This window comes from Butyricimonas paravirosa, assembly GCF_032878955.1.
GTDB lineage: Bacteria > Bacteroidota > Bacteroidia > Bacteroidales > Marinifilaceae > Butyricimonas > Butyricimonas paravirosa.
Genome location: NZ_CP043839.1, coordinates 1,073,105 through 1,099,019 on the forward strand (window position 1 = coordinate 1,073,105; position 25,915 = coordinate 1,099,019).

A 25,915-nucleotide genomic window follows, 5' to 3' on the forward strand; every position below is an offset into this window, starting at 1 on the left:
TTGTTTTCAAACTCACGAGACTATTCCCTACTTTTCCCCCTGTGGCAATAAAAGATACCGCCTATCCTTACCGGTCAACTCCTTTTGTTCCTCGGTCAACTCCAAGAAATTATTTCCCAACCACAACCGTTTTAATGCGGGTAAATGAAACAAGAAATCCGGAACCTTTCCCGTCAACTCGTTATTCTGCACAAGGACATCTTCCAACCGTTTCATTCCCGCCCATTCATCTGGGATTTCCCCACTAAACTTATTCGCAAAGAGAGCCATTTTTTTTAGTTTTCTCAATTCTCCCCATTCTGCGGGTAACGTCCCTGTCAACTTATTCACCCCAACATCCAACATCTCCAACTCAGAAAGCCACCCCAACTCGGCAGGTAGTTCCCCTTCCAACATATTTCTACCAAGATAGAGGATGTTCAAACTTCGCATATTCCCAATTTCAGCCGGAATCGTTCCGGTCAAGTTATTTCCTAGGAGAGCCAGAACTGTCAATTTATCCAAGTAACCGATCCCGGCAGGAATCTCACCGCTCAACTTATTCATTGACAAATCCATCCTTTCCAACAAGGTTAACTCCCCGATCCCGGCAGGAATCTCGCCCGACAACTTGTTATTCCCCAACAACAAAAGTCGTAAATTCCGCAAATTCCCGATACTCGCGGGTAAAACACCTCCGGTGAAAGCATTCGAAGCGTTCAATTCCTCCAACGACTCTATATTCCCGATTTCCTCCGGGAGCGAGGAAAACTCGTTATTCGGCATAGCCAATATTCTCAACCGTCTCAAATTACCGATCTCGGGAGGCAAGGCCCCGTTAAAATGATTATTTGTCAGGTACAACCTCTCTAAACCTTCCATATCTCCCAGTTCCGGCGGTAACACCCCACTCATCCGGTTCCCGAACACGTCCAAGGTCTTCAACCGTTTCATCCTACCGATCGAGGCCGGCAGTGTCCCCGTGATCTCGTTATTCGCCAAGTATAACTCCACCAGCGACTCCCAATCACCAATTTCGTCCGGTAAGTTACCAGCAAGACGGTTATTCTGCAAGTTCAAGAAATTCAAACTCCGCATACGTGTCATCTCGGCGGGCAACTTTCCGGTGAACGTGTTATTGTTCAAGAACAACCTAACCAAATTCTCCAACTGCCCCAATTCCTTGGGTAGCTCGCCCGACAAACGGTTCTCTCCCAAACTCAATTCAGTCAAGTTTCTCAACTTACCAATCGACGGGGGAATACTCCCGCTAAACTGATTCTTCCATAAATACAAATGTTTTAGTTCTTCCCAATTCCCGATTTCCGCGGGGATCGTCCCCGAGAAATTATTAAAACTCAAGTTCAAGTATTCCAGCTTGACCAACTTCGTTAACGCCACCGGGAATGGTCCGGACAAACGATTTGTTTTCAGGTAGAAATTTCTCAAGTCTACCAGATTTCCCAGCGTCTCCGGCAACTCCCCGGAAAACTCATTTTCCGAGAGCAATAACGACCGCAAGTGAATCAATCGTCCCATCTCTTCCGGAAGAGGACCCGAAAACCTGTTCGATGTCAAATCTAGTAAATTCAATCCCGTCATTTTCCCGATTTCAGCGGGTAAAGGCCCGGAGAACCTGTTATTCCTCAAACTCAAGTAATTCAATTGCGCCAGCTCACAAAGCTCCGGTAGCAACGGCCCGCTCAAACGATTATTACTCAAATCAAGGGATGTAAACGACACGGCCTCCTTGATTTCAGCGGGTAACGAACCTGAAAGAACATTATCCGACAATTCCAGACGATACAATTTCGGCAAAGTGAATAACACGCCGGGGATCGCTCCCGTCAGTCGGTTATTCGACAAAACCAACGCCAACAATTCCTTCAAATGCCCCAAAGTAGTGGGGATCACCCCTCTCAACAAATTATTGTCCAGTGAAATATTCCGCAAAGTTTTCACGCTCCCCAACGAGGCGGGAATCTCCCCGTCTATCCGGTTTTGTCCCAATGATAAATTTCTCAACTTTTTCAGCCGGCTCCAATCTGCGGGCAACTCTCCCCGCAGGCGATTACCGAACATATTTATCTCTTCCAAGTTTTCCAGAAACATAAGCTCGTCCGGAATTTTCCCCGTCAGCAAATTCGAAGAAATATCCGCACACTCTAACAACGAGAGGTTCCCGATGGCAGCCGGAATGTCCCCCGTCAATCTATTCGTACCCATTCGAAGGTATTTCAATTGCTTAAGCCCTCCGATTTCCTCCGGGATCTCCCCCGACAACTGGTTACGAGAAAGATCCAGTGTCACCAGATTTTCCAGTTTACCGATCCCAACAGGTATTTCTCCAGTCAAACGATTGCCGTTCAGTGACAACTGCCTTAACGCTGTACACTCTCCAATATCCGTTGGCATACTCCCCGTGATCTCGTTATTACACAAGTTAAGCACCTCTAATGTCTTCAGCCTGAAAATAGCTCCCGACAGAACTCCCTTCAAACCGTTTGCTCCCAGATATATACTCAATTTCCCGTTATCATAGTTCCGCTTCACCCCGTACCACTCCTCAACAGGCCGGTCACTTAACCAGTTCTCCTTCGCCCGCCAATCTTCCCCTCCCAGAACCCAGTACAATTCTTTCAAAGCGGCTCGTTCCGCAGCTACTTGCTGCTCTTTCAGCAACAAATCCACCGCTTGTTCCCGAACGATCTTCTTTTCCTTCCCTTTTTGCCTCTCTTTACGCGTTTGTGCAACTAACGGGTCATTCCCGTAACAAATGGAAAATACAAATAACAGAATAAATGACACAACTTGTTTCATAGCCGATCTTTTTAATATCCGCTACTAATTTAAACATTTACAAACAAATTGCAATAACTTTGAACGGGAAAGTAAAAACTTATTAATTTTAGATCCTACTAATTTTAGATTTTAGATTCCAGCCGCACAAGGCCGACGCTTCTTGATTTTCAACTTTTAGTTTTTAACTTTTAACTTTCCAACTACCCCCACCAACTCCCCCTTACACAGGGGGAGAGACGGACGCAAGAAGGAGTCACGACGTAGCAATGCAGCGAGTTCTCCCCCTTGGAAAGGGGGAGCTAGAGGGGGTTCAATCTAAAATTTAAAATCTAAAATCTAAAATTAATAAGATCTTTCATCCCTCCCTTCTACCCAGTTGATATAAGCGGTGTTGACCACCTTATTACCACCGGGAGTGGGATAATTTCCGGTAAAATACCAGTCACCCGTGTCATTCGGGCAAGCCACGTGCAAATCTTCGACAGACTGGAAAACCACTTTTACCTCGGCATTCAGATGCTCGTCACGCACCATCTCGGCAATCTTGTCGGAAATCTCTTCCTCGGTAAAAGGAGCGTAAATCTCTTTCACGTGGTTCACCACCTGCTCTTTGGGCAGTCCTTGTTGTGCTTTACACTTCCGGTACACCTCGTCAATCAATCCCTCCATGCCTCGTTCCTTCAACAACTCGATGGCCGCATTGAACGCTATAAACTCGTTCATCCGGGTCATGTCGATCCCGTAGCAATCGGGGTAACGAATCTGCGGGGCGGAAGACACCACCACGATACGTTTCGGGCCAAGACGATCGAGAATACGCAGAATACTCTTTTTCAAGGTGGTTCCCCGCACGATCGAGTCATCAATCACCACGAGGTTATCCGTGGGCTGCACTGCCCCGTAGGTCACGTCGTACACGTGTCCCACCAGCCCGTCACGTCCGGAATCCGAGGTAATAAACGTGCGCAGCTTGGCATCCTTGATCACTATTTTCTCGATACGGGGTTCGCGGCAAATGATCTCGTCGAGCGTTTCCTCGCTCCACGTTGCCTTTCCCTCCCGGATCAAACGTTTTTTCTCCTCCACCATGTACTGCTGAATTCCTTTCACCATCCCGTAGAAGGAAGTTTCCGCCGTGTTAGGGATAAAGGAAAACACCGTGTTATCGAGATCGCCATCCACGGCCTTTACCAAACGAGGTGTCAATAACTCGCCCAATTTTTTCCGTTCCCGGTATATATTCCTGTCATTCCCGCGGGAGAAGTAGATACGCTCGAACGAACAACTGGCACGTTGTCGTGGTTCACGCACGAGTTCCTCGGTCACGGTTCCATCTTTCTTGATCAACAGGGCGTATCCCGGACGGATCTCGGAAATTTCCATGTTCATGCCTTGGAAAGCGGTCTGGATCACGGATGCCTCGGATGCCACCACGACCACCTCGTCATCTTTGTAGTAATAAGCCGGACGTATCCCCCACGGATCACGCATCACGAAAGCATCGCCATGCCCGACCACTCCTGCTACGGCATATCCCCCGTCCCAATCCTCGCTACTCCGGGAAAGGACCTTGGGTAAATCAACCGTACGTTCAATCAACGGGGTAATCTCCTGTTTCGAAAATCCCTTTTCTTTGTAGAAACGGTACAAATCCTGAATCTCGCTATCCAGAAAATAGCCTACCTTCTCAAGCAGGGTCACCGTATCGGAATAATTTCGCGGGTACTGTCCCGCCCGAATCAAACTCTCGAACAACTCGTCCACGTTCGTCAGGTTAAAGTTCGCCGCCAGCGCTAAATTGTGCGCCCGCCAGTTGCTTGCCCGTTTCAGTGGGTGAACGTAATCTATATTATTCTTTCCGAAAGTCGCGTAACGTAAATGCCCCAAGTAAACCTCGGAAACAAATGGAAGGTTCTGCTTTGCCCAAACAGCATTCTTCTCCCGGAGAATCTCCGGTGTAAACGGTTCGTGAATCCGGTCGAACACATCCTGTATCGGGTTCGCGTCACAGGAACGTACGCGGTCCATATACTTGTACCCCGGTTCCATGTCGAGTTTCAACCCCACGACTCCCGCGCCGTCTTGGCCGCGGTTACGCTGTTTCTCCATTAATATGTACAACCTGTTTAGCCCGTAAAGGTAAGAACCGTATTTCTTCTGATAATAATCCAATGGTTTCAGCAATCGAATCAACGCGAAACCACACTCGTGATGAATGGTGTCACTCATATTTTTTTCCCTAATTTCATATATTACCCCCGAGATATTCTCCTTTCCCGGAGAGATTACAAAAGTAAGAAAAAAATATGGTTTATAAACCTTATGGCCCCGAATGTTAATCTCACGATTAACATTCTTTACCACACATTTTTCAACCAAAATTCAAAATTAGGTTATCTTTGCGAACCTTAAGTAAAAAGAATGATGTTGAACGTGCTGAAGAATAGTATATTGATCGTGTTATTCGTGTTGGTAAGTTCCAGCGGGATATTAGCAAAAGGACAAAATCTGTCCTTCAAAGAAACCTGTTTAGAACGTAAATTCTGCCGGAACGAAATCTGTGAAGTCTCCACGGTTCCCCTATTACTCTTTTTTCACGAAAGTTGCGAACTCACACTGGGTTACTCCCATGTTGTCCCGGACTCCAAATCACAATTGGTTCCCTCTTTCCTGCAAAGGAATAGCAAGAACAACACCGCGGTAGCACACTCCAAACGCAACTTGTATTTCCACCCTTACTCGACTCTCGGGAAGACCAAATACTACGTCTTTGCCCTGCGAGAAATCATTGTTTAGCCGGAGATCAAACAAGTTACAGGCCGGGTTGGTGGCCCAGCAAGTTGCAGTTACAAGTTTGCAACTTGCCGTATTTTTCCCCTGTAACTAAACTTGTACCTTGAAACTTGAAAACCTGAAACTTTTTATAATTATGAATCTTACTTTATTCGTGGTTGTGTTGATTACAGCCATTTTGCTGGTGGTTATCGCTATGAGCATTGCTCGGGCCATTTCTCCCCGTACCTTCAACAAACAGAAGGGGGAAGCCTATGAATGTGGCGTGCCTACGCGAGGAAAATCATGGATGCAGTTCAAGGTAGGATACTACCTGTTCGCCATCTTGTTTTTGATGTTCGACGTGGAAACCGTGTTTCTCTATCCTTGGGCGGTCACCGTTCAGGATGCCGGAATTAACGGTTTACTGAATGTATTATTTTTCATGCTGATCCTTATTCTCGGATTGGCTTACGCGTGGAAGAAAGGAGCATTGGAATGGAAGTAAAAATTAAATCCATGAAATATGAAGAGTTCAATGATAACGAATATCTTGAACAACTTCGGGCATCCGGCACCAATGTTATCGTGGGATGCCTTGACGATGTTATCAACTGGGGACGCTCGAATTCCCTTTGGCCGCTTACCTTCGCGACAAGCTGTTGTGGTATTGAATTCATGGCAGTGGGAGCGGCACGTTACGATTTCTCCCGCTTCGGGTTCGAGGTAACACGAGCCAGCCCGCGCCAAGCCGACTTTATCATGGTGGCGGGAACCATCGTACACAAGATGGCCCCCGTGCTGAAACGCCTCTATGACCAGATGGCCGAACCCAAATACGTGATTGCCGTGGGGGGATGTGCCATTTCCGGTGGACCGTTCAAAAACTCTTACCACGTGGTGAAGGGGGTTGACTCCATCATCCCCGTTGACGTTTACATCCCCGGATGTCCCCCGCGACCGGAGGCCCTCCTCTACGGGATGATCCAACTGCAACGTAAGGTAAAAGTGGAACGTTTCCTCGGTGGCAAAAACCACAAGGAAAAAGAGAACAAAGAATAATGTAGAATTTAGAATGAAAAAGATTCCGTGATTGCCGATTCGATGATTGAGTGATTAAAATCACTTAATCGAAAATCATTAAATCACTTAATCAATAGGATCTAAAATCATTAAATCTAAAATTAGTACATGTTAGTAGATAAAATAAAAAATATTGTTCCCGAGGCAGAGATCGACGAGAGCGATATCCTTACCGTGACGGTAGAGCCCGCCAAGTACAGGGAACTGGCTCTCCGGCTAAAAGGGGACCAGGATCTCTCTTTCGACTTCATGATCTGCATGACGGGAATGGACTGGGGCGACACGTTAGGCGTGATCAGCCTGTTACAATCCACGGCTCACGAGCATAAATTATTTTTAAAGACGTTCACTGCCAACCGGGAAAACCCGGAACTGCCCACTGTTTCGGACATCTGGGCCACGGCCAACCTGAACGAACGTGAAGTGTACGACTTTCTCGGTATCCGGTTTATCAACCATCCTGATATGCGACGTCTGTTCCTGCGGAACGACTGGGTCGGCTATCCGTTACGTAAAGACTACAATGCAGACCCTGAAATAAACCCGGTACGACTGGAAAGTGAAGAAACGTTGGATGCAACCCCCACGTTCGAGGCTGATTCCCACGACGGGGAAGTCAGCGAGAAAGAGAACATCTTGTTTGAAGAAGACGAGTACGTGGTGAACATCGGGCCACAACACCCCGCCACTCACGGTGTACTCCGTTTCCGGGTATCACTGGAAGGAGAGATCGTGAAAAAGGTGGATGTCAACTGCGGGTACATCCATCGAGGCATCGAGAAATTGTGTGAAAGCCTCACCTACCCGCAAACGCTGGCTTTGACAGACCGTCTGGATTACCTTGCCGCGCACCAGAACCGCCATGCGCTTTGTATGTGCATCGAGGAAGCCATGGGGCTGGAAATCCCGGAACGGGTGAAATACATCCGTACCATCATGGACGAGCTGAACCGTCTTTCCTCTCACCTCTTGTTCTGGTCATGCCTCTGCATGGATATGGGAGCGCTGACCGCTTTCTTCTACGGTTTCCGTGACCGAGAAAAGGTGTTGGACATCATGGAAGAAACCACGGGAGGACGACTGATTCAGAACTACAACGTGATCGGTGGCGTGATGGCAGACATCCACCCGAACCTGATCAACCGGATCAAAGAGTTCATCAAATACCTCCCCCCGATGATCAAGGAATATCACGACGTGTTCACGGGCAACGTGATCGCCCAACAACGTTTGAAAGGCGTGGGCATTCTCAAGAAAGAGGACGCCATCAGTTACGGGGCATCCGGCCCGACGGGACGCGCCTGCGGGTGGTCATGTGACGTGCGTAAACACACGCCGTACGGGGTATATGACAAGGTGGATTTCAAGGAAATCCTCTACCCGGAAGGAGACTCGTTTGCCCGTTACATGGTGCGCATGGAAGAGATTCTCGAATCATTACATATACTGGAACAACTGGTAGACAACATCCCCGCGGGAGACTACGCCGTGAAGACCAAACCGCTGATCAAATTGCCGGAAGGTCACTATTTCAAGAGCGTGGAAGCCAGCCGGGGTGAGTTCGGTGTTTACCTCGAAAGCCGGGGAGACAAATACCCTTACCGGGTAAAATTCCGTTCCCCGTGCCTGCCACTGGTATCCATCGTCGACCTGATCACGAAAGGCGGTAAAATCGCCGACCTGATCGCTATCGGCGGTACGCTGGACTACGTTGTTCCGGACATTGACAGATAACTTGGAAGATAAAAGTTAAAAGATAAAAACTAAAAGTTGAAAGTAGGAAATTAGGAAGCGTCGGCCTTGTGCGGCTGGAATCTAAAATCTAAAATCATTAAATCTAAAATTAGTATATGTTTGATTTCTCAACTATAACACAATGGGTAGATGAACTCTTGAGGAGTTTTCTCCCGCACGCTGCTGCCACGCTGGTTGAGTTTATCCTGATCGGGCTTTGCCTGCTCGTGGGATACGCCGTGATTGCCCTCGTGCTGATCTACGTGGAACGTAAAGTGTGTGCCTTTTTCCAGTGTCGTATCGGACCGAACCGGGTGGGGCCTTACGGGACCATACAGAGTGTGGCCGATATGATCAAAATGTTAACCAAGGAGATCATCGACATCAACCACGTCGACCGATTCCTGTTCAACCTTGCCCCTTTCGTCGTGATTATCGCGTCGGTACTGGCTTTTGGTTGTATTCCCTTCGCGAAAGGACTACACGTGATCGACTTCAACGTGGGAATCTTCTTCCTGATCGCCGTGTCGTCCATCGGTATCGTGGGAATCCTGCTTGCCGGGTGGGCCAGTAATAATAAATACTCGTTGATCGGTGCCATGCGAAGTGGCGCACAGATGATCAGTTACGAGTTATCCATCGGGTTATCCATCCTTACCGTGGTGGTATTCACCGGAAGTATGCAGCTCTCCACGATCGTGGAAGGACAGGTAGACGGGTGGTTGCTATTCAAAGGACATATCCCGGCCTGTATCGCGTTTATCGTTTACATCATCGCCGGGACAGCCGAGACGAACCGGGGTCCCTTCGACTTGCCGGAGGCCGACTCGGAGTTGACCGCAGGGTACCACACGGAGTATTCCGGTATGCACTTCGGGTTCTTCTACCTCGCCGAATACTTGAACATGTTCGTGGTTGCATCCGTGGCCAGCACCCTATTCTTAGGCGGTTGGATGCCGTTACACGTTCCCGGCTGGGAAAGTTTCAACCAAATCATGGATTACATTCCTTCCATCTTCTGGTTCTTCGGGAAAACAGCCGTGGTTATATTCATCATCATGTGGTTTAAATGGACCTTCCCGCGGTTGCGTATCGACCAGTTACTCCGCTTGGAATGGCGCTACCTGTTGCCGATTAACCTGATCAACCTTTTCCTGATGGTGATCATTGTCGTATTTAAACTACATTTTTAAAGACGAAGTTATGAAGAGTATTATAAAATATATTACCTCGTTTTTCAAGGGTCTTTTCTCTTTGCTGACCGGGATGAAAGTCACGCTACGGGAATTTTTCACCAAGAAAACGACGGAGCAATACCCGGAAAACCGGGCCACGTTGAAAATGTTTGACCGTTTCCGGGGGAACTGGTGATGCCTCACGACGAGAACAATCACCACAAATGTATCGCTTGCGGCATCTGCGAGATGAACTGCCCGAACGGGACCATCAAGATCACGTCCGAATTTGTCACGGATGAAACCGGCAAGAAGAAAAAGGTGTTGATAAAATACCGGTACGATTTAGGTAGCTGTATGTTCTGCCAGCTCTGCGTGAAAATGTGCCCTCAACAAGCCATCGAGTTCAAACCCACGTTCGAACACGCCGTCTACACGCGCAGCAAACTGGTGAAGTACCTGCACGACGAGTCAATTGAAAATGGACAAAATTGAAAAGGACTACCCCCACCGGCTCCCCCTTACACAGGGGGAGAGACGAACGCAAGAAAGCGTTTCAACATAACAATGAAGCGTGTCCTCCCCCTGTGTAAGGGGGAGTTAGAGGGGGTAGTTGGGAATTTAAAATTTAAAATCTAAAATTTAAAATTAATATAATGAGTACAGCAGAATTACAAGAAACGGTCTTTTTCATCCTGGCAACGGTTATCGTTGTCTGCTCGATCCTGACCGTGACGACCAACCGAATCTTGAGATCGGCGACCTACCTGCTATTCGTGCTTTTTGCCACTGCCGGAATATATTTCCAGTTGGAATACTCATTCCTAGGGGCGGTGCAATTAACGATCTACGCCGGGGGTATCATTATCCTGTACGTGTTCTCGATATTGCTCACCACGGCAGACAAAAGCAAGGTGAGCAGGTTGAAGAACAGCAAGATGTTTGCCGGGCTAATCACGGCTCTCGCCGGGGCGGCAATATGTGTTTACATCACGTTAATGCACTCGTTCGGTCCCTCTCGCTTCGTGGGTGGGGAGATCAACCAAAAAGTCATCGGAACCGCCTTGATGGGCACGGAGAAATACCAGTACCTGCTTCCCTTCGAGGTAATCAGTGTCCTGCTATTGACCTGTATCATCGGTGGAATCATGATAGCGAGAAAAAGATAAAGAATAGTTTAAAATGTAGAATTTAGAATGAAAAAGATTCCGTGATTGCCGATTCGATGATTGAGTGATTAAAATCACTTCATCGGAAATCACTAAATCACTTAATCGATAAAATCATAAATCTAAAATAAGTATATGGAACTACACATGGAATATTACTTGGTGATCAGCACGATCATGCTCTTCGCGGGAATTTACGGGTTCATCACCCGGAGGAACCTGCTTGCCGTGTTGATCTCAATCGAGTTGATCCTGAATTCAGTGGACATCAACTTTGCCGTGTTCAACCGTTATCTCTTCCCCGAACAGATGGAAGGCTTTTTCTTCACCCTGTTCGCCATCGGGGTTTCCGCTTGCGAAACAGCCGTTGCCATAGCCATCATCATCAATATATACCGGAACATCCGCAATATACAGGTGAAAAACTTGAACGAGCTGCAAGAAGAAGAGCAAAGGAATGGACAATTGAAAATTGAGAATTGAAAATGAAAAGTTTCCCGAAGACAGTGAGTATTTTAGCTCTCCCTCTGTTTATAGAGGGAGTACCCCGAAGGGGGGAGGGGGTTCTTGTAAATAAAGCGTTTACATGGCAACAAACTCCTCCGTCTGCTTCGCAGCCACCTCCTCTATGAACAGAGGAGGAGCTAAAATACCATCTTGCTCTAAAAGATAAAAGTAAGAAATCAAAAAGCGTCCGCCCCGTGCGGCTGGAATCTAAAATCTAAAATCTAAAATCAAGAAATCAATACATGGAATACACAGTTTTAATATTGATTCTACCATTGCTGACATTTCTAGCGCTAGGCTTGTTGGGTACGAAATTGAAACCCACCACGGCCGGGAGCATAGGAACGTTATCTTTGGCGATATGTGCCTTGCTAGCCTACATGACGGCATGGCAATATTTCTCGATGCCCCGGGTAGAAGGCGTACGCCTCCCGGTCATCCCGTTCAACTTCGAATGGCTGCGTTTCACGCAATACCTGCATATTGATCTGGGTATCTTGCTAGACCCGATTTCCGTCATGATGCTGGTAGTAATCACGACCGTATCATTGATGGTACACGTTTACAGTTTGGGATACATGCACGGGGAAAAAGGTTTCCAGCGTTACTACGCCTTCCTTTCCCTTTTCAGTTTCTCGATGCTGGGTCTCGTGGTAGCCACGAACATCTTCCAGATGTACATTTTCTGGGAGCTGGTGGGTGTTTCTTCCTACCTGTTGATCGGTTTCTACTACACGAAACCGGAGGCTGTCGCCGCGTCCAAGAAAGCGTTTATCGTCACCCGGTTCGCCGACCTCGGTTTCCTGATCGGCATCCTGTTGCTCTCGTTCTACACGAAAACATTCTCTTTCGACCTGTTAACTTCAGGCGACTCGTCACTCTTTGCCGGGGCTGCCGGGACGACCTTCATGGGATGTTCCGTGATGAGCTGGGCCATGGCCTTGATTTTCATGGGAGGTGCCGGGAAGTCGGCCATGTTCCCGTTACATATCTGGTTACCGGACGCTATGGAAGGTCCTACCCCCGTGTCGGCACTGATCCACGCGGCCACGATGGTGGTTGCCGGGGTTTACCTCGTGGCTCGCTTGTTCCCCGTGTATTACTTCGAGGCCCCCGAGGTACTCGTGCTGATCGCGGTCGTGGGAGCGGTCACGTCCCTCTACGCGGCAGTAGTTGCCTGCGTGCAGACGGACATCAAGCGAGTGCTGGCCTTTTCCACGATCTCGCAGATCGGTTTTATGATGGTGGCGCTCGGTGTCTCCGGGATGGAAGGCCACGAAGGCTTGGGCTACATGGCATCCATGTTCCACCTGTTCACGCACGCCATGTTTAAAGCCTTGCTATTCCTCGGCGCGGGAGCCATTATCCATGCCGTTCACAGCAACGAGATGAGCCACATGGGTGGTCTTCGTAAATACCTGCCCGTGACGCACATCACGTTCCTCGTGGCTTGTCTCGCTATTTCAGGTATCCCCCCGTTCTCCGGGTTCTTCAGTAAAGACGAAATACTGGCCGCCACGTTCATGTTCAGCCCGGTACTCGGTGTCGTGATGAGCTTCATCGCGGCCCTGACGGCATTCTACATGTTCCGCCTCTATTATAACATCTTCTGGGGTAAAGAAAGCGCGCATGAACACACCCCACACGAGGCCCCGAAGAGCATGACTCTTCCCCTCGTATTCCTTGCCGTGGTAACACTTTTCGCCGGGTTCATTCCTTTCGGGAAATTTGTCAGTAGCAACGGGATGGAATATATCATCCACCTAGACTGGACAGTAGCCGGCACCAGCATCGTTGTTGCCGTGGCTTCCATCGCTCTTGCCACGTGGTTCTACAAAGGATCGAACCCCGTACCGGATCGTCTGGCCACCACGTTCAGCGGGTTGCATCGCGCCGCTTACCGACGGTTCTACATGGACGAGTTGTACCTCTTCATCACGAAACGTATCATCTTCAACTGCGTATCCCGCCCCATCGCTTGGTTCGACCGCCACGTGATCGACGGATCGCTGAACGGTCTGGCAAACGTCACGCAACGATTGTCTTACTCTATCCGGGGATTACAATCCGGACAAATACAGCAATACGCTTACGTGATCCTGTTCGGCTCGCTATTAATACTAGTCGTGGTTTTATTAATAATGTAAAAATGGAAGAGTTTATAAAGTTCATAAAGTTTATAAGGTCCATAAGATCACGAGTGTCCTTCGGACAGTGTTTATCGGCAGCTCCTGCTGCCGTGGACAAAGCGCCCCGCAGGGGTCCACGAACCTTATGAACTTTATGAACCTTATGAACTTTATAGACTAATAAATTAAAATAGATATGAACTTTTTATCATTATTCGTTCTGATACCAATACTCACGATGGGCGGGTTATTTCTTTCAAAGAACCTGCAACAAATTCGTGTAGCGGTGGCCACGGGAGCTTCCCTGTTGCTGGCCTTAGCCGTCGGGTTGGTATTTGCATATTTAGGAGAACGGGGAGCCGGTAACACGGCAGAAATGCTGTTTACCGCCAGCACGGTTTGGTACGCACCCTTGAACATACATTATTCCGTGGGAGTTGACGGGATCTCGGTAGCCATGTTGCTGCTTTCCGCCGTCATCGTCTTCACGGGTACATTCGCGTCATGGAAAATGGACTTCCTGCAAAAAGAGTATTTCTTGTGGTTTAACCTGCTGGCCATCGGGGTATTCGGGTTCTTTATCTCCGTGGACCTCTTCACCATGTTCATGTTTTACGAGGTGGCCCTCATCCCCATGTACCTGCTGATCGGCGTCTGGGGTAGCGGGAAAAAGGAATACGCTGCCATGAAACTGACGTTGATGTTGATGGGAGGCTCTGCCCTGCTGCTCGTGGGGATTCTTGGCATCTACTTCCACTCCTCGACGACGGGAGCATTCACGATGAACTTGCAGGAAATAGCGCAGGCCCACGCCATGCCCGAAAGCCTGCAACGCTGGTTCTTCCCGTTGGTATTCATCGGGTTCGGGGTCCTTGGAGCATTATTCCCGTTCCATACATGGTCACCCGACGGTCACGCCTCTGCCCCCACGGCAGTCTCCATGCTCCATGCCGGGGTATTGATGAAACTGGGTGGTTACGGGTGTTTCCGGGTAGCCATCTACCTGATGCCGGAGGCCGCTAAAGAGCTTTCATGGATATTCATCATCCTCACGGGTATCAGCGTCGTTTACGGGGCTTACTCGGCCATCGTGCAAACGGACTTGAAATACATCAACGCTTACTCGTCCGTGAGCCACTGCGGGCTGGTATTGTTCGCCATCCTGATGTTGAACCAGACGGCCATGACGGGAGCCGTGATGCAGATGCTTTCCCACGGTCTGATGACAGCCTTGTTCTTCGCCCTGATCGGAATGATCTACGGTCGCACGCATACTCGTGACATCCGGGAAATGGGTGGTTTGATGAAGATCATGCCTTACCTCGGCGTGTGTTACGTGATTGCCGGTCTCGCCTCCCTCGGTCTTCCGGGATTAAGCGGGTTCGTGGCAGAAATGACCGTGTTCGTGGGAGCGTTCCAAGAGACGGACACCTTCCACCGGGTATTCACGATCATCGCTTGCACGTCCATCGTGATCACGGCCGTGTACATTCTGCGAGTGGTCGGGAAACTACTCTACGGGAGCGTGGTCAACGAGCATCACTATGCCCTCTCCGATGCCAACTGGTATGAACGTTTTTCCACGATCATACTGATTGTTGCCATCGCCGGAATCGGTCTGGCACCTCTATGGCTCTCCGACATGATCCGGGCATCGCTTGGCTCCGTGCTTGCTGCCCTACAATGAACAATTGAAAATTGAAAATGGAGAATTGAAAATGAAAGGACTACCCCCTCCACCTCCCCCTTACACAGGGGGAGAGACGAACGCGAGAAAGCGCTACAATGTAACAATGGAGCGTGTCCTCCCCCTTTCCAAGAGGAAGAGACGAATGCAAGAAAGCTCCACAATGCAACAATGCAGCGTGTCCTCCCCCTGTGTAAGGGGGAGTTAGAGGGGGTAGTTGAAAATCATAAATCTAAAATCATAAATCTAAAATAAAAATGGGTTACGCTAATTTCTTATTAATGAAGGAGGAAATATCACTGGTAGCGGTGATCGTTATACTCTTAATTTACGACATATTCGGCACCCCGAAAAGCCTGAGGTATTTTCAACCGATAGCTTGTATTCTCGTGGGTATTCATATCCTGCTGAATATCTGGCCCGCCCCGGACGTGACGGCTTTCGGGGGGATGTATCACAGCACGGCAATGGGTGGGGTCATGAAATCCATCCTGAGCATCGGGACGCTGCTCGTGTTCATGCAAGCCAACAACTGGCTTTCCAGCGAGCGCACGATTATCCGCCGGGGAGAATTCTACATGATCACGCTGGCCACGCTGCTAGGTATGTACTTCATGATTTCGGCCGGGAACTTCCTGATGTTCTTTATCGGGCTGGAAACGGCATCCATACCGATGGCAACACTTGCCGCTTTTGACAAGTACAAGCAACAATCGGCCGAGGCGGGTGCCAAATACATCCTTACCGCCGTGTTCGCGTCCGGCTTATCGTTGTACGGGATCTCGTTAATTTACGGGACCACGGGAACGCTGTATTTCGAGGACATCCCCGCCGGGTTAAACAGTAGCCCGCTCCAGATGATGGCTTTCGTGTTCTTTTTCGTGGGACTGGGATTCAAGTTATCACTCGTTCCTTTCCACCAGTGGACCCCGGACGTGTACGAGGGCGCCCCGACCAGCGTCACCGCCTACTTGTCGGTGATCTCGAAAGGCTCCGCGGCATTCGTGCTGATGGTCATTCTCTATAAAGTGTTTGCCCCGCTCGTTCAGGAATGGCAGGCCATCCTCTACTGGGTAATTATAGCCTCTATCACGCTGGCCAACATCTTCGCCATACGGCAACAGAACCTGAAACGATTCTTCGCCTATTCCTCCATCTCTCAAGCCGGGTACATCATGCTGGGAGTGATTAGCGGGACGGCCATGGGTATGACCGGACTGGTGTACTACGTGCTGGTGTACATGCTATCCAACCTAGCCGCCTTCGGGGTTATCGCTGTCGTGGAACATCGCTCCGGCAAGATCACGATTGATGATTACAACGGGTTGTACTCCACGAATCCACGCTTGAGTTTCGTGATGATGATCGCCTTGTTCTCACTGGCAGGAATCCCGCCATTTGCCGGGTTCTTCAGCAAGTTCTTCATATTTGCCGCCGCGGCACAACAAGGATATTACGTGCTGGTTTTCATCGCCCTGTTGAACACCATTATCTCTCTTTACTATTACCTGAGAGTGGTAAAGGCCATGTTTATCAACAAGAACGAGCAACCGATCGCCAGATTCAACTCTGACAATTATTCACGTATAAGTCTCGTTGTATGCAGCGCCGGAATCCTGCTCGCGGGAATCCTTAGCGTCGTGTACGAGAACATCGGGATGTACAGTTTCGGAATGTAGAATTTAGAGTTTAGAATTTAGAGTTCAACTTTTAGTTTTAAGCTTTTAACTTTTAACTTTCCAACTACCCCCACCGACTCCCCCTTACACAGGGGGAGAGACGGACGCAAGAAAGCGCCACAATGTAACAACGTAGCGTATTCTCCCCCTGTGTAAGGGGGAGTTAGAGGGGGTAGTTAGAAAGTTAAAAGCTAAAAGTTAAAATCTAAAATTCACCCAAGAGTGTCATCAGCACCGGGCGGAACGCGCAGGTAAACGGAACGGGTGTACTCGTCCGTGTCCGGGCTGGCGAGATAAGGATAAATATGCACGACCGTCTCCGGGGAGAGAGGTTCTCTACCGGGACCCTCGGGATCGGGTAGCGTAAAAGTGACCGTCCCGGCGGCACGGGTCACCGCAGGAAGGTGAAGCACGCGTGGCGCATCGGGCAAGCAGTCGTAGAAGTAACCCACGACGAGCGTATCGTTGTCCCTCGTCTCGTCGAGTATGCCGTGGTGACGCCATTCGAGAGTAAAGGTCCACCCGTCACGGCGGACGTGGGTGTAGAGCGGCACGGCGAGCCAGCCAACGCTGAAAACGAAGGCCCGGAAGTTCTCCACACCATGCTCGTCGCAGGCTGTGCCGTTCACCTTGTGACACAGGTTCGGAGCAGTCATGGAGGTGTCCTTGGCAAAGGGGACCCACGAGTTGGCTCCCACAAGTTTCCGCTGGAGGATTTTCACGAGCCTGTCAACGAATGCGAAAACACTTGTCAACAGTCGCTGCCTCTCCGATCGCTTCGCACGGCGACGATCACGTTCCTCTGTCGATCCGGCGGGGCGCTTGCTGGCACAATGGCATTCCTTGCCTTTCCGGTAATACGTGGTGATACCGCCGGAACGAGTGGTCGCTTGTTGATTGACCGGTAGCGCGGTTTTCTTTTTCTTCTTCTTTTTCTTGCTCATGATGCCTCCTCTTAAATGATTCGATAAACCTCCAATAATGCTTAAACACACCTTAATGTCAAGTTTACATTTTTTTAGGGAAATTACCAAATCGTGAATGTCAAGTCACCGGGTTACTCCGGTAACTTTCCGGTAACTTTCCGGTGACTTACCGGTAACTTACAAAAGGTGCAGTTAACTTATCTCGAAGATAGATAGCATCTTGCACGCATATCGCCCGTTACCAAACGGGAAAGAGAGTGGAGATACTCAAAATATGTTAATTTTTATTAAAAATAAATTTGTTTTTTCTTGTTCAAGTCGAAAAAGGGTCATACCTTTACCATGTGCTTTCCTCGAAGCGTGGGGAAAGGCGTTTTGAAATACTCATCTAATACTCGAAAGTATGGCACGAATAAAATCAACCAACTTTTACCAGAAGAGCGGGAAAGTCGCTAACGAGGTATTTTCCAATCTAGGCAACGGCGAGGTCGGCTGCCGCGCCAAGAACAGCAAGCAAGCGCCCCTGAACGAGGAGCAAAAAATCAACGCGTCGGGCTTCTCGGCCCTTAACGCCGAGGTACGGTACCTGAACCCGGTACTCCACGTGACCTTTCCCCGTGACACGAACGGCACCAAGTGGGCCAATCGTTTCACGAGCGTCAACAAGAAACGCGAGGGCGTGTTGACAACCACGAAGATTCATCCTGATACCCCCGTTGACCCGAAGAAAAAAGCCAACGAGGAGTACACCAGCAAGATCGACTGGACGAAAGTCCTTTTCGCCGCCGGTCCGTTGCTCGTTCCTTCCGTGACCGTCAACAAAGCCAACTTGAACCTCGAACAGATCATCGCCGAGAAAACAAGGCTCCGTTCCCGTGTCACGCCCCTCGCCGACGCGGAAACTCCCGTCGTGACCGCCGAGGAGGGCGAGATGTATAGCATCACCTTCGCGCAGGAAGCCACCGTTTACGAGGGGGCCTACTGCTGGACGAACGACCGCGTTTACGGCGTCATCTACAGTCCCGAAGACCATTTCGCCCTTGTCCAGCAACTGCGCGACAGGGGTGAGAACGGCGTGACCACCATCGTCGTCCCCTCTTTCGTCAAGCCCGAGAACATCCACGTCTACAGTCTCGCCATGACCGCCGACGGGAAAATTACTTCTAACTCCATTCACTCTACCTTAGGAGCGTAAGGTTTATAACGGCAGCTCACGCTGCCGTTAATTTTAAATTTTAAATCCCAGCCGCACAAGGCCGATGCTTCTTGATTTTCAACTTTTAGTTTTTAGCTTTTAACTTTCCAACTACCCCCTCTAACTCCCCCTTACACAGGGGGAGGACACGCTGCATTGTTACATCGTGACACCTTTCCGTCTCTTCCCCTATGCAGGGGGGAGCCGGAGGGGGTAGTCCTCTCATTTTCAATTGCCTTGTCTTTCCCCTCAAAAATAAAATCCCAGATTAAAGTAACACCCTAACTTTTCCGACCAGTCGGAGAAAGTAAAGACCAGATCAATCGGTCCCAGCATAGAATCCCGGGAATAACCGATTCCCCCGCCCCATATACCTTTACGACCGAAGAGGTCAAAGAAGTTATCGTCTTGCAAGGCATAGTTCCCGATAACGGAAAGATAGTGCTTTCGCCCCATGCGTTGGCGAAATTCCAATTTCCCCACGATCACGGCATTCTCGAATACCTCCACGTGGTTAATTCCCACGAAAGGCATCTGCTGCGTGTTGTAACGTCCGAACTCCGTTCCCCCGAGATTATTAAAGTAAGAATAGGCAGGATCATGCCCGATCAACACTCGCCCGAACGCAGAAGGTAGTAATTTCAAACGGTCGGAAAGGGAAACAACCGGGCAGAAACGAACCGACAGGGCGGAAAACGGCGATCCCCCGTCATACGTCGCCAAGTTATCCGTGTACAACGAGTAAGCGGCCTCTAAGGAAACGCCCCGGGAGGGGTAGAACCGACGATCGTACGTGTCCAGTTCCGCCACCCCGTAATAACTGAAAAAGCCCTCGGGACGAACGCTCATCACCTCGTCCTCGTTGGAGAAAAGCAAGGAATTGTAATCAAAATACTCGTAGCGTAACCCCACCTTGAACTTAAAATTACGCAGGTACAGGCTGGACAGCCCAAGTTCCCCCGCGTGGTAACGATAAGTCACGTTATTCGTTTTCTTCCCCTTCCGGTAATAATCCACGTCATTGTAGCGGAACATGTAAGCGAGGTTAAACCCTCGCAAGAAAGTATTTTCCAGTGAATATTCCAGTTTCACGCAAGGATTCTTGCTCAAACGCCCGGTTAACGCCAGTTGTGACCCTCGCAGACTCCTGTTGTTTAAAGTCGTGTTCAACAAGATGGCCGCCATATCCTCCGAATCAAACCGGAAACCGATATTCAGCGTACTCATGGGATTGGATTTCAGGCTTAACTCCAAATCGTAGGGAGCTGTCCCCAGCAACCGGTAATTCACCGCCACGAATGCTTTCGTGCCGTATAAAATCGCTATTTCACGATGAATATCATTCAACGTGATCTCACTATTTTCCTCTATCCGCATTTTCCGACGCACCCATCCTTCCTCCCGTAAGGAGAGTCCCCGGATAATAACATTCCGGATGGCTATTTTTTCCGGTTGACGGGCTTTCGGGATTTCGTTGTCCACGTTCTCGGACTCCCCGATCAATTCTTTTACCCGCATGATCTCGGACCATTGTTGCAGTGCCGCCACCTTTCCCCGGGCCAGTAGCGAATCGATCGCGCGGGCGCTGAAACTGGCGGCCGTGTATCCTTTCATATCGGGACGAATCACCAGATCGGCAAGCTTCACGTTCGCCTCGTGCTTGTTCATGCAGAGAAGGTTGATGATCTGCGGGATCACGCCGGAAACAGACTCCAACTTATCCTCCTTCATCAAATCGGCCTGCACGTCAACCCCGATCACGATCTCCGCGCCCAACTCACGAGCCACGTCTGTCGGGAAATTATTCAATATTCCCCCGTCAACCAGTACCCGGTCACCCGTCCTCACCGGGGTAAACACGCCCGGAATGGCCATGCTCGCCCGCATCGCCTGCACGAGATTCCCTCCCTTCATCACGATCTCTTCCCGGTGGAACATATCCGCCGCCACGCAGGCAAACGGGATCGGTAATTGCAGGAAATCAAGGGAATCATGATAACCAATCGTGAGATCGGAAAAGAGATTATACACGTTCTGCCCGCTGATAAAACCTGACGGACGCTTTTTCCCCCGGTCAAAAGGGACGGAAAGCAGGTACTTGCCATCCTGTTCCTTCTCCCCGAAAGGCAGGTCATAGCGGTTCACTTTATCACTTAGAAGGAACATCCAATCCTGCACCCGCACGAGGCTATCCAGTTGATCGGCCGAATAACCGATGGCATACAGACCGCCCACGATGGAGCCCATGCTGGTTCCCACGATGACATCCACGGGGATTCCCGCTTTTTCCAACACTTTCAACACGCCGATGTGTGCCACGCCCTTCGCTCCCCCTCCGCTTAACACGACGCCCACCTTTTTCCGTTGTGCCTCCACGGTCGGGAGCATCAACAGCAATAACAAGCCGATCACGAACAGGCGTCGGGCAACCGGGGCATGGAATTTCGGGTATCGGGAAAGTTGCGGGTATTGCATGGTATATATTTTTAATTTAGAATTTAGAGTTTAGAATGCCCCCCTCGAAGGGGCTGTTCAAAAGTCATTTTCAAACTCCCTCCCCCCTTCGGGGTACTCCCTCTATAAACAGAGGGAGAGTTGAAATACCCTCTGTCTTCGGGAAGAGTCACCAGCTCCTCCTCTGTTTATAGAGGAGGTGGCACGAAGTGACGGAGGAGTTTTTTGAAATTAAATGACTTTTTGGGAAAGCCCCGACAGGCTGCATTGTTACATTGTTGTGCCTTCTTGCGTCCGTCTCTCCCCCTGTGTAAGGGGGAGCCGGAGGGGGTAGTTAAAGCGTTAGTCCCGTTGGTGGAAATCATAAATCTAAAATTTAAAATCTAAAATCCTTTCCCCTTGATCCAATCCCCGATCTCTTTCAAGGCCACGGGCGAAAAAGTTTCCTCTATCGTGCCGTATAAAGCGGGTGAACCCGATTCGCAAGTCTGGAAAAGATGATTTAACCCGGGTAGTTCCTTCACGGTCACGCTCCGGTTTCTCCCAGCCTCCAAACCTTTCTTGATGATCCCCAAGTTTCCTGGCAAGACTTGCAGGTCACGACTCCCGTTCAAAGCCAGTACCGGACATTTCACGTCCCTCAAAACGGGAACAGGGTCGTATTTCACGAAGAAATACATCCACGGGGATAGCACTTGACGACGCCAAAGTTCGGCACCTCGCTCGTCCTTCAGGTTTATCGGCAATTTCCCCGCTTGGTTCAAACTATCCATGTACGCTTTCAAAAGCGGTTCGGCCTCCCGACTCGACGCGCTCGCCAGCACGATGTCAAAACATCGGCGATTCACGGCAGCCGAGTAATCCAGCTCCCCGGCAGTCGCTCCCGTCACCCGTCCCATCTCTTTTTGCTGTTCCAGTAATATATGATCACCCCGTAGCCCGGGCCCTGCCAACAGGACGATAAAAGCCACGTCCCCGGAACGACTGGCCACGAGGGGGGCGATCATCCCGCCTTCACTATGCCCGACAAGTCCTATATTTCGTATCTTTCGATCATTCTTCAAAAAGTTTACAGCAGCCTCCACGTCATCGGCGAAATCAAGCGTGGTTGCCGTCTCGAAATTCCCGGTTGATTGTCCCACTCCCCGATCATCGAAACGTAGCACCCCGATCCCCTGCCGGGTGAGATAGTCGGCAAGCACGAGAAAAGGTTTATGTCCCAACACCTCTTCATCCCGGTTTTGCGGCCCGCTACCGGAAATCAACACGACAACCGGGTAATAATCGCCCTTTTCCGGTAAAGTCAGCGTACCCGCCAAGGTCACGCCCGCTTTCGTGTTTTCAAAGGTCACTTCCTCTACCCGGTATGGATAGGGTGGCTTGGGTTCCTGTGGACGCGAGAGAGGCTTTTCCTCGTTGCCCCGCATTAATTCCAACGGCAGCGTCAACCCGCCCTGCACGAAAGTTCCTTGTATCCTATCGGATCCCTGCCATTTCCCGGAGAATTTCATTCCAAGGGCCGGAGCCGTGATGGTCAACACGCTATCTGCGTACTCCGTTTTCCCCGTGGGAATTCCCTTTGCCCCCTGATCAGGGCTATCCATCGTCGTCGTCCATGAATCCCCGGAACGGGAAACATGAAAAACAAGCCTTAATTTCACGCCCTGAATATTCAAGGTTCCACCCCAATGTCCGGCAATATCCTGCGCGTTCACGATCATCGCCACGAGGACAAAAAATACGGATACAAATACTCTTTTCATGCTATTTCTTGTTTACATTATTCAACAAATATACGAGAAATAATTACAAGATATGCAATTTCACACCAAACGAGAGACTCAGTATATCCCATGTTCTCACGTATTTATTCGTAGCACTACTGATGATGTAAAGATCACAGGTACTCAACTCGTAAAATGCCGTGATTCGACGAAAGGGAGAATGAGGCCCCAGATCAAAAGCAATTCGCTGCCCGGTAAAGATATGAAAGCGTACACGGGTGGAAAACTTATAATAGTTATTCGGGTATTTTTCCGGTTCCTTCACCCAGAAATCATCGGATAACACCGTGTTCATGTACAGTCCCGTCACCAGTGGTTCCAACCACCACTTGCCACCGAGACTAACCTCCCACGGTGCGTAATTTTGTTTCAACGTGAACGTTACTTTTGCCTTGTTGGAAGAAAAACGAGGAATCAAGCCGAACATGATCTCCGTTTCCCACTGTTTCTTTCGCCCGTAATCCCAACCTACGCCAAGGGAGAGCAATCCCATAGAACCGGCATATTGCACGTTCTGGTACTTCGGGATCAGACGGTTCCACCCGGATTTATATTGCTGCAACTTACGCTGATGCCGTTCTGCCCGGCGTTGCTCCCGGTCATCATCCGTCATACCCAACACGATTGTAGCCATACTCATGAACATGGCCACGATGCCGACTCTAATAATAGACCACTTCATACTCGTACCCTCCCGGCGTTAAGGTGAATAACAAATAATTCTTATCTTTCATCGCGGCACAACCGATATACGGAATCCCGTCCTCGAACAACTCTTCATGAAGTAGCGTGTGACTGTGTGCGTGCAAACAGAACTCCACCCCCGGAAATTCCAGCAACAAGGCATGAAAACCACGGGCCACGTTATTGTTGAACTCCACGTTGAAAGGTTGCACGTGCATCACCGGAACCGTCCGGGGACATCCCACCGTGTCCTGCAATTCATTGTACATGAAGGTAAAGTCCGGCACCGGGTGTGAGTAGTCGAATTCCAAGGCATTCGTGTTCATGCAAACAAATTTAGTATTCCCCGCCCGGAAGGAGAAATTCTCATCCCCGTATACCTTCAGGAAAACATCCATCCCGTTTCCGAGAATATCGTGATTCCCCAACAAGGCCACGTAAGGCACCTTCAGCTTTCCCATAATATCCCGCACCCACAGGAACTCCTTCGTCAAGCCGAAATCGGATATATCTCCCCCGTGAATCACGAAGTCCACGTCGTCCCGCTTGTTGAGCGCTTTCACGAAATCTTCCGTTTCATCATACCAACGCTGACTATCACCCATTAACACGAACCGCAAGGTGTCTTTCCCCTCGCAGATTTCTTCTATACGAGCTATATTCTTCGCATTTATACCCGTTTCTCCATGTAAACGAACATCGTACGGATGATACTCGATTAAATCACACCCGCATAGAAGTAGCACTATTCCATATAAAATTACTCTTTTCATTGCAATACCAGTTTATAGTCCCGATAATGCAAAAAGCAGACCAAATTATTTAGAATGATTATTAATATAAAACCGACACGGTTACCATTTTGGAAAGATACCCTACCAAAATGAAAAGGTTTTATCATTTACCAATCCGACAAAATCACAACAAAACACTGATTAACAAGCAAATAAACCAGACAACAATCATCTTGCATATTTTTTGCTATCTTGTTGGTCGTTATGGACAAGGAACAGAACGTTGAACACTTCCTCAGTCTTATAAGAAAGGCTAAGAGAGGTCATTTAAAGATATATATCGGCATGATTGCCGGGGTTGGAAAAACTTATCGGATGTTACGGGAAGCACATGATTTGCTTACCGCGGGAGTTGATGTACAAGTAGGTTACGCGGAAACACACGGTCGTGTCGACACGGCAGCCAAACTGGAAGGTCTTCCCGTTATTCCCCGTAAAAAACTATTTTACAAGGGCAAGGAAGTCGAAGAGATGGATTTACAGGCAATTTTACAAATACACCCGGAAGTGGTGATTGTCGATGAACTGGCCCACACGAATATCGAGGGTTGCGTGAACGAGAAACGCTGGCAGGACGTGCTTGACTTGCTGGACGCGGGGATTAATGTTATCACGGCCGTGAATATCCAGCACATCGAAAGCCTGAACGGGGAGGTACAGGACATTTCCGGAATCGAGGTAAAAGAACGTGTCCCCGATAGCGTGTTAGGACAGGCCGACGAGGTGGTGAACATCGACTTGACCGCTGAAGAATTGATCTCCCGGTTAAAAGCCGGAAAGATTTACAAACCGGATAAAATTGAACTGGCCCTGCGTAACTTCTTCAAATCGGAAAACATCCTTCAACTCCGGGAACTAGCCTTGAAAGAGGTCGCCCTACGGGTGGAGAAAAAGGTGGAAAACGAGGTGGTGGAAAATATCGGCCTGCGCCATGAACGCTTCTTAGCCTGTATCAGTAGTCAGGAAAAAACACCGCGCAAACTCATCCGGAAAGTGGCACGCCTAGCCACCCATTACAATAGCAAATTCGTGGTCCTCCACGTGCAAACCCGCCACGAAAGCGCTGACCGCATCCCACTGGCCAAGCAACGTTACCTGATCAATCATTTCAAGCTGGCATCAGAACTGGGCGGAGAGGTACTTCAAATACAATCGGACGACATTATCGGAACCATCATCAATGTTTGCCGGGAAAGGCAGATTAGCACGGTTTGCGTGGGAAAACCCAACATCCAGTTGTTCTCGTACGTGCGTTCTGCCCTTCGATACAAGAGGTTATTGAATAATCTGGCGATATTAAATGTAGATTTAATCATTCTCGGTTCATAAACACGGAAGAATTCTTGAAAATATCATTAAATC

The 25,915-nt window shown here is 49.3% G+C and carries 19 protein-coding genes and 1 pseudogene; 13 read left to right on the forward strand and 7 right to left on the reverse strand.

All coding sequences use genetic code 11. From position 1 onward, the window contains the following. Positions 1 to 27 precede the first annotated feature (27 nt). Entirely contained in the window at positions 28 to 2,799 is a 2,772-nt protein-coding gene (locus tag F1644_RS04635; RefSeq protein WP_118301945.1) for a leucine-rich repeat domain-containing protein, read from the reverse strand. A 324-nt stretch (positions 2,800 to 3,123) separates the two neighbouring features. Beyond that, positions 3,124 to 5,010 (reverse strand): amidophosphoribosyltransferase, encoded by a 1,887-nt coding sequence (locus tag F1644_RS04640; protein ID WP_118302788.1) that lies wholly within the window; start codon positions 5,008 to 5,010, stop codon positions 3,124 to 3,126. Positions 5,011 to 5,202: 192 nt separating this feature from the next. On the opposite strand from F1644_RS04640, the gene F1644_RS04645 reads away from it, so the two are divergent. The 11 genes and pseudogenes from F1644_RS04645 to F1644_RS04695 all read left to right on the forward strand — a co-directional run bounded on the left by F1644_RS04645 (position 5,203) and on the right by F1644_RS04695 (position 16,716). Beyond that, complete coding sequence (locus F1644_RS04645; protein ID WP_118301944.1) at positions 5,203 to 5,577, forward strand: hypothetical protein; 375 nt, start codon at positions 5,203 to 5,205, stop codon at positions 5,575 to 5,577. A 133-nt stretch (positions 5,578 to 5,710) separates the two neighbouring features. Next, on the forward strand, positions 5,711 to 6,061 hold the full coding sequence (locus F1644_RS04650; RefSeq protein ID WP_087422139.1) for an NADH-quinone oxidoreductase subunit A: 351 nt from the start codon (positions 5,711 to 5,713) through the stop codon (positions 6,059 to 6,061). Then, positions 6,052 to 6,615: an NADH-quinone oxidoreductase subunit B gene (locus F1644_RS04655; RefSeq protein WP_027199792.1), complete on the forward strand. Its 564-nt coding sequence runs from the start codon at positions 6,052 to 6,054 to the stop codon at positions 6,613 to 6,615. Before F1644_RS04650 ends, F1644_RS04655 begins: the two co-directional genes overlap by 10 nt. A gap of 129 nt (positions 6,616 to 6,744) precedes the next feature. Next, on the forward strand, positions 6,745 to 8,370 hold the full coding sequence (locus F1644_RS04660) for an NADH-quinone oxidoreductase subunit D-related protein (protein WP_118301943.1): 1,626 nt from the start codon (positions 6,745 to 6,747) through the stop codon (positions 8,368 to 8,370). Between the two features lie 116 nt (positions 8,371 to 8,486). Beyond that, entirely contained in the window at positions 8,487 to 9,563 is a 1,077-nt protein-coding gene (gene nuoH / locus F1644_RS04665; protein WP_118301942.1) for an NADH-quinone oxidoreductase subunit NuoH, read from the forward strand. A 10-nt stretch (positions 9,564 to 9,573) separates the two neighbouring features. After that, a pseudogene (locus F1644_RS04670) lies at positions 9,574 to 10,040 on the forward strand (4Fe-4S dicluster domain-containing protein). A gap of 161 nt (positions 10,041 to 10,201) precedes the next feature. Continuing rightward, positions 10,202 to 10,714 carry an NADH-quinone oxidoreductase subunit J family protein gene (locus F1644_RS04675; protein ID WP_027199796.1) on the forward strand — a complete coding sequence of 171 codons (513 nt, stop codon included), beginning with the start codon at positions 10,202 to 10,204 and terminating at the stop codon, positions 10,712 to 10,714. A 147-nt stretch (positions 10,715 to 10,861) separates the two neighbouring features. Then, complete coding sequence (gene nuoK / locus F1644_RS04680) at positions 10,862 to 11,197, forward strand: NADH-quinone oxidoreductase subunit NuoK (RefSeq protein ID WP_118301940.1); 336 nt, start codon at positions 10,862 to 10,864, stop codon at positions 11,195 to 11,197. Between the two features lie 266 nt (positions 11,198 to 11,463). Then, complete coding sequence (gene nuoL, locus F1644_RS04685) at positions 11,464 to 13,368, forward strand: NADH-quinone oxidoreductase subunit L (RefSeq protein ID WP_118301939.1); 1,905 nt, start codon at positions 11,464 to 11,466, stop codon at positions 13,366 to 13,368. Between the two features lie 178 nt (positions 13,369 to 13,546). Then, complete coding sequence (locus F1644_RS04690) at positions 13,547 to 15,037, forward strand: complex I subunit 4 family protein (RefSeq protein ID WP_118301938.1); 1,491 nt, start codon at positions 13,547 to 13,549, stop codon at positions 15,035 to 15,037. A 257-nt stretch (positions 15,038 to 15,294) separates the two neighbouring features. Next, positions 15,295 to 16,716: an NADH-quinone oxidoreductase subunit N gene (locus F1644_RS04695; protein WP_087422133.1), complete on the forward strand. Its 1,422-nt coding sequence runs from the start codon at positions 15,295 to 15,297 to the stop codon at positions 16,714 to 16,716. A 212-nt stretch (positions 16,717 to 16,928) separates the two neighbouring features. Here F1644_RS04695 and F1644_RS04700 read toward each other — a convergent pair whose 3' ends face one another. Continuing rightward, positions 16,929 to 17,660, reverse strand: a complete 732-nt coding sequence (locus tag F1644_RS04700) for a hypothetical protein (RefSeq protein ID WP_118301937.1) — start codon at positions 17,658 to 17,660, stop codon at positions 16,929 to 16,931. A 385-nt stretch (positions 17,661 to 18,045) separates the two neighbouring features. On the opposite strand from F1644_RS04700, the gene F1644_RS04705 reads away from it, so the two are divergent. After that, a complete protein-coding gene (locus F1644_RS04705) occupies positions 18,046 to 18,837 on the forward strand; it encodes a hypothetical protein (RefSeq protein WP_147344464.1) in 792 nt (263 codons plus the stop codon). Positions 18,838 to 19,086: 249 nt separating this feature from the next. Here F1644_RS04705 and F1644_RS04710 read toward each other — a convergent pair whose 3' ends face one another. The 4 genes from F1644_RS04710 to F1644_RS04725 all read right to left on the reverse strand — a co-directional run bounded on the left by F1644_RS04710 (position 19,087) and on the right by F1644_RS04725 (position 24,532). Then, positions 19,087 to 21,312 (reverse strand): patatin-like phospholipase family protein, encoded by a 2,226-nt coding sequence (locus F1644_RS04710; RefSeq protein WP_229782463.1) that lies wholly within the window; start codon positions 21,310 to 21,312, stop codon positions 19,087 to 19,089. Between the two features lie 362 nt (positions 21,313 to 21,674). Continuing rightward, positions 21,675 to 23,054: an alpha/beta hydrolase family protein gene (locus tag F1644_RS04715; protein WP_118301935.1), complete on the reverse strand. Its 1,380-nt coding sequence runs from the start codon at positions 23,052 to 23,054 to the stop codon at positions 21,675 to 21,677. A gap of 43 nt (positions 23,055 to 23,097) precedes the next feature. Further along, positions 23,098 to 23,757: a hypothetical protein gene (locus tag F1644_RS04720; RefSeq protein ID WP_118301934.1), complete on the reverse strand. Its 660-nt coding sequence runs from the start codon at positions 23,755 to 23,757 to the stop codon at positions 23,098 to 23,100. Next, positions 23,738 to 24,532, reverse strand: a complete 795-nt coding sequence (locus F1644_RS04725) for a metallophosphoesterase family protein (protein ID WP_087422126.1) — start codon at positions 24,530 to 24,532, stop codon at positions 23,738 to 23,740. Before F1644_RS04725 ends, F1644_RS04720 begins: the two co-directional genes overlap by 20 nt. A 225-nt stretch (positions 24,533 to 24,757) precedes the next feature. Between F1644_RS04725 and F1644_RS04730 the strand changes: the two genes are divergently transcribed. Then, a complete protein-coding gene (locus tag F1644_RS04730) occupies positions 24,758 to 25,882 on the forward strand; it encodes a histidine kinase (RefSeq protein WP_087422125.1) in 1,125 nt (374 codons plus the stop codon). The last annotated feature ends 33 nt before the right edge of the window (positions 25,883 to 25,915 follow it).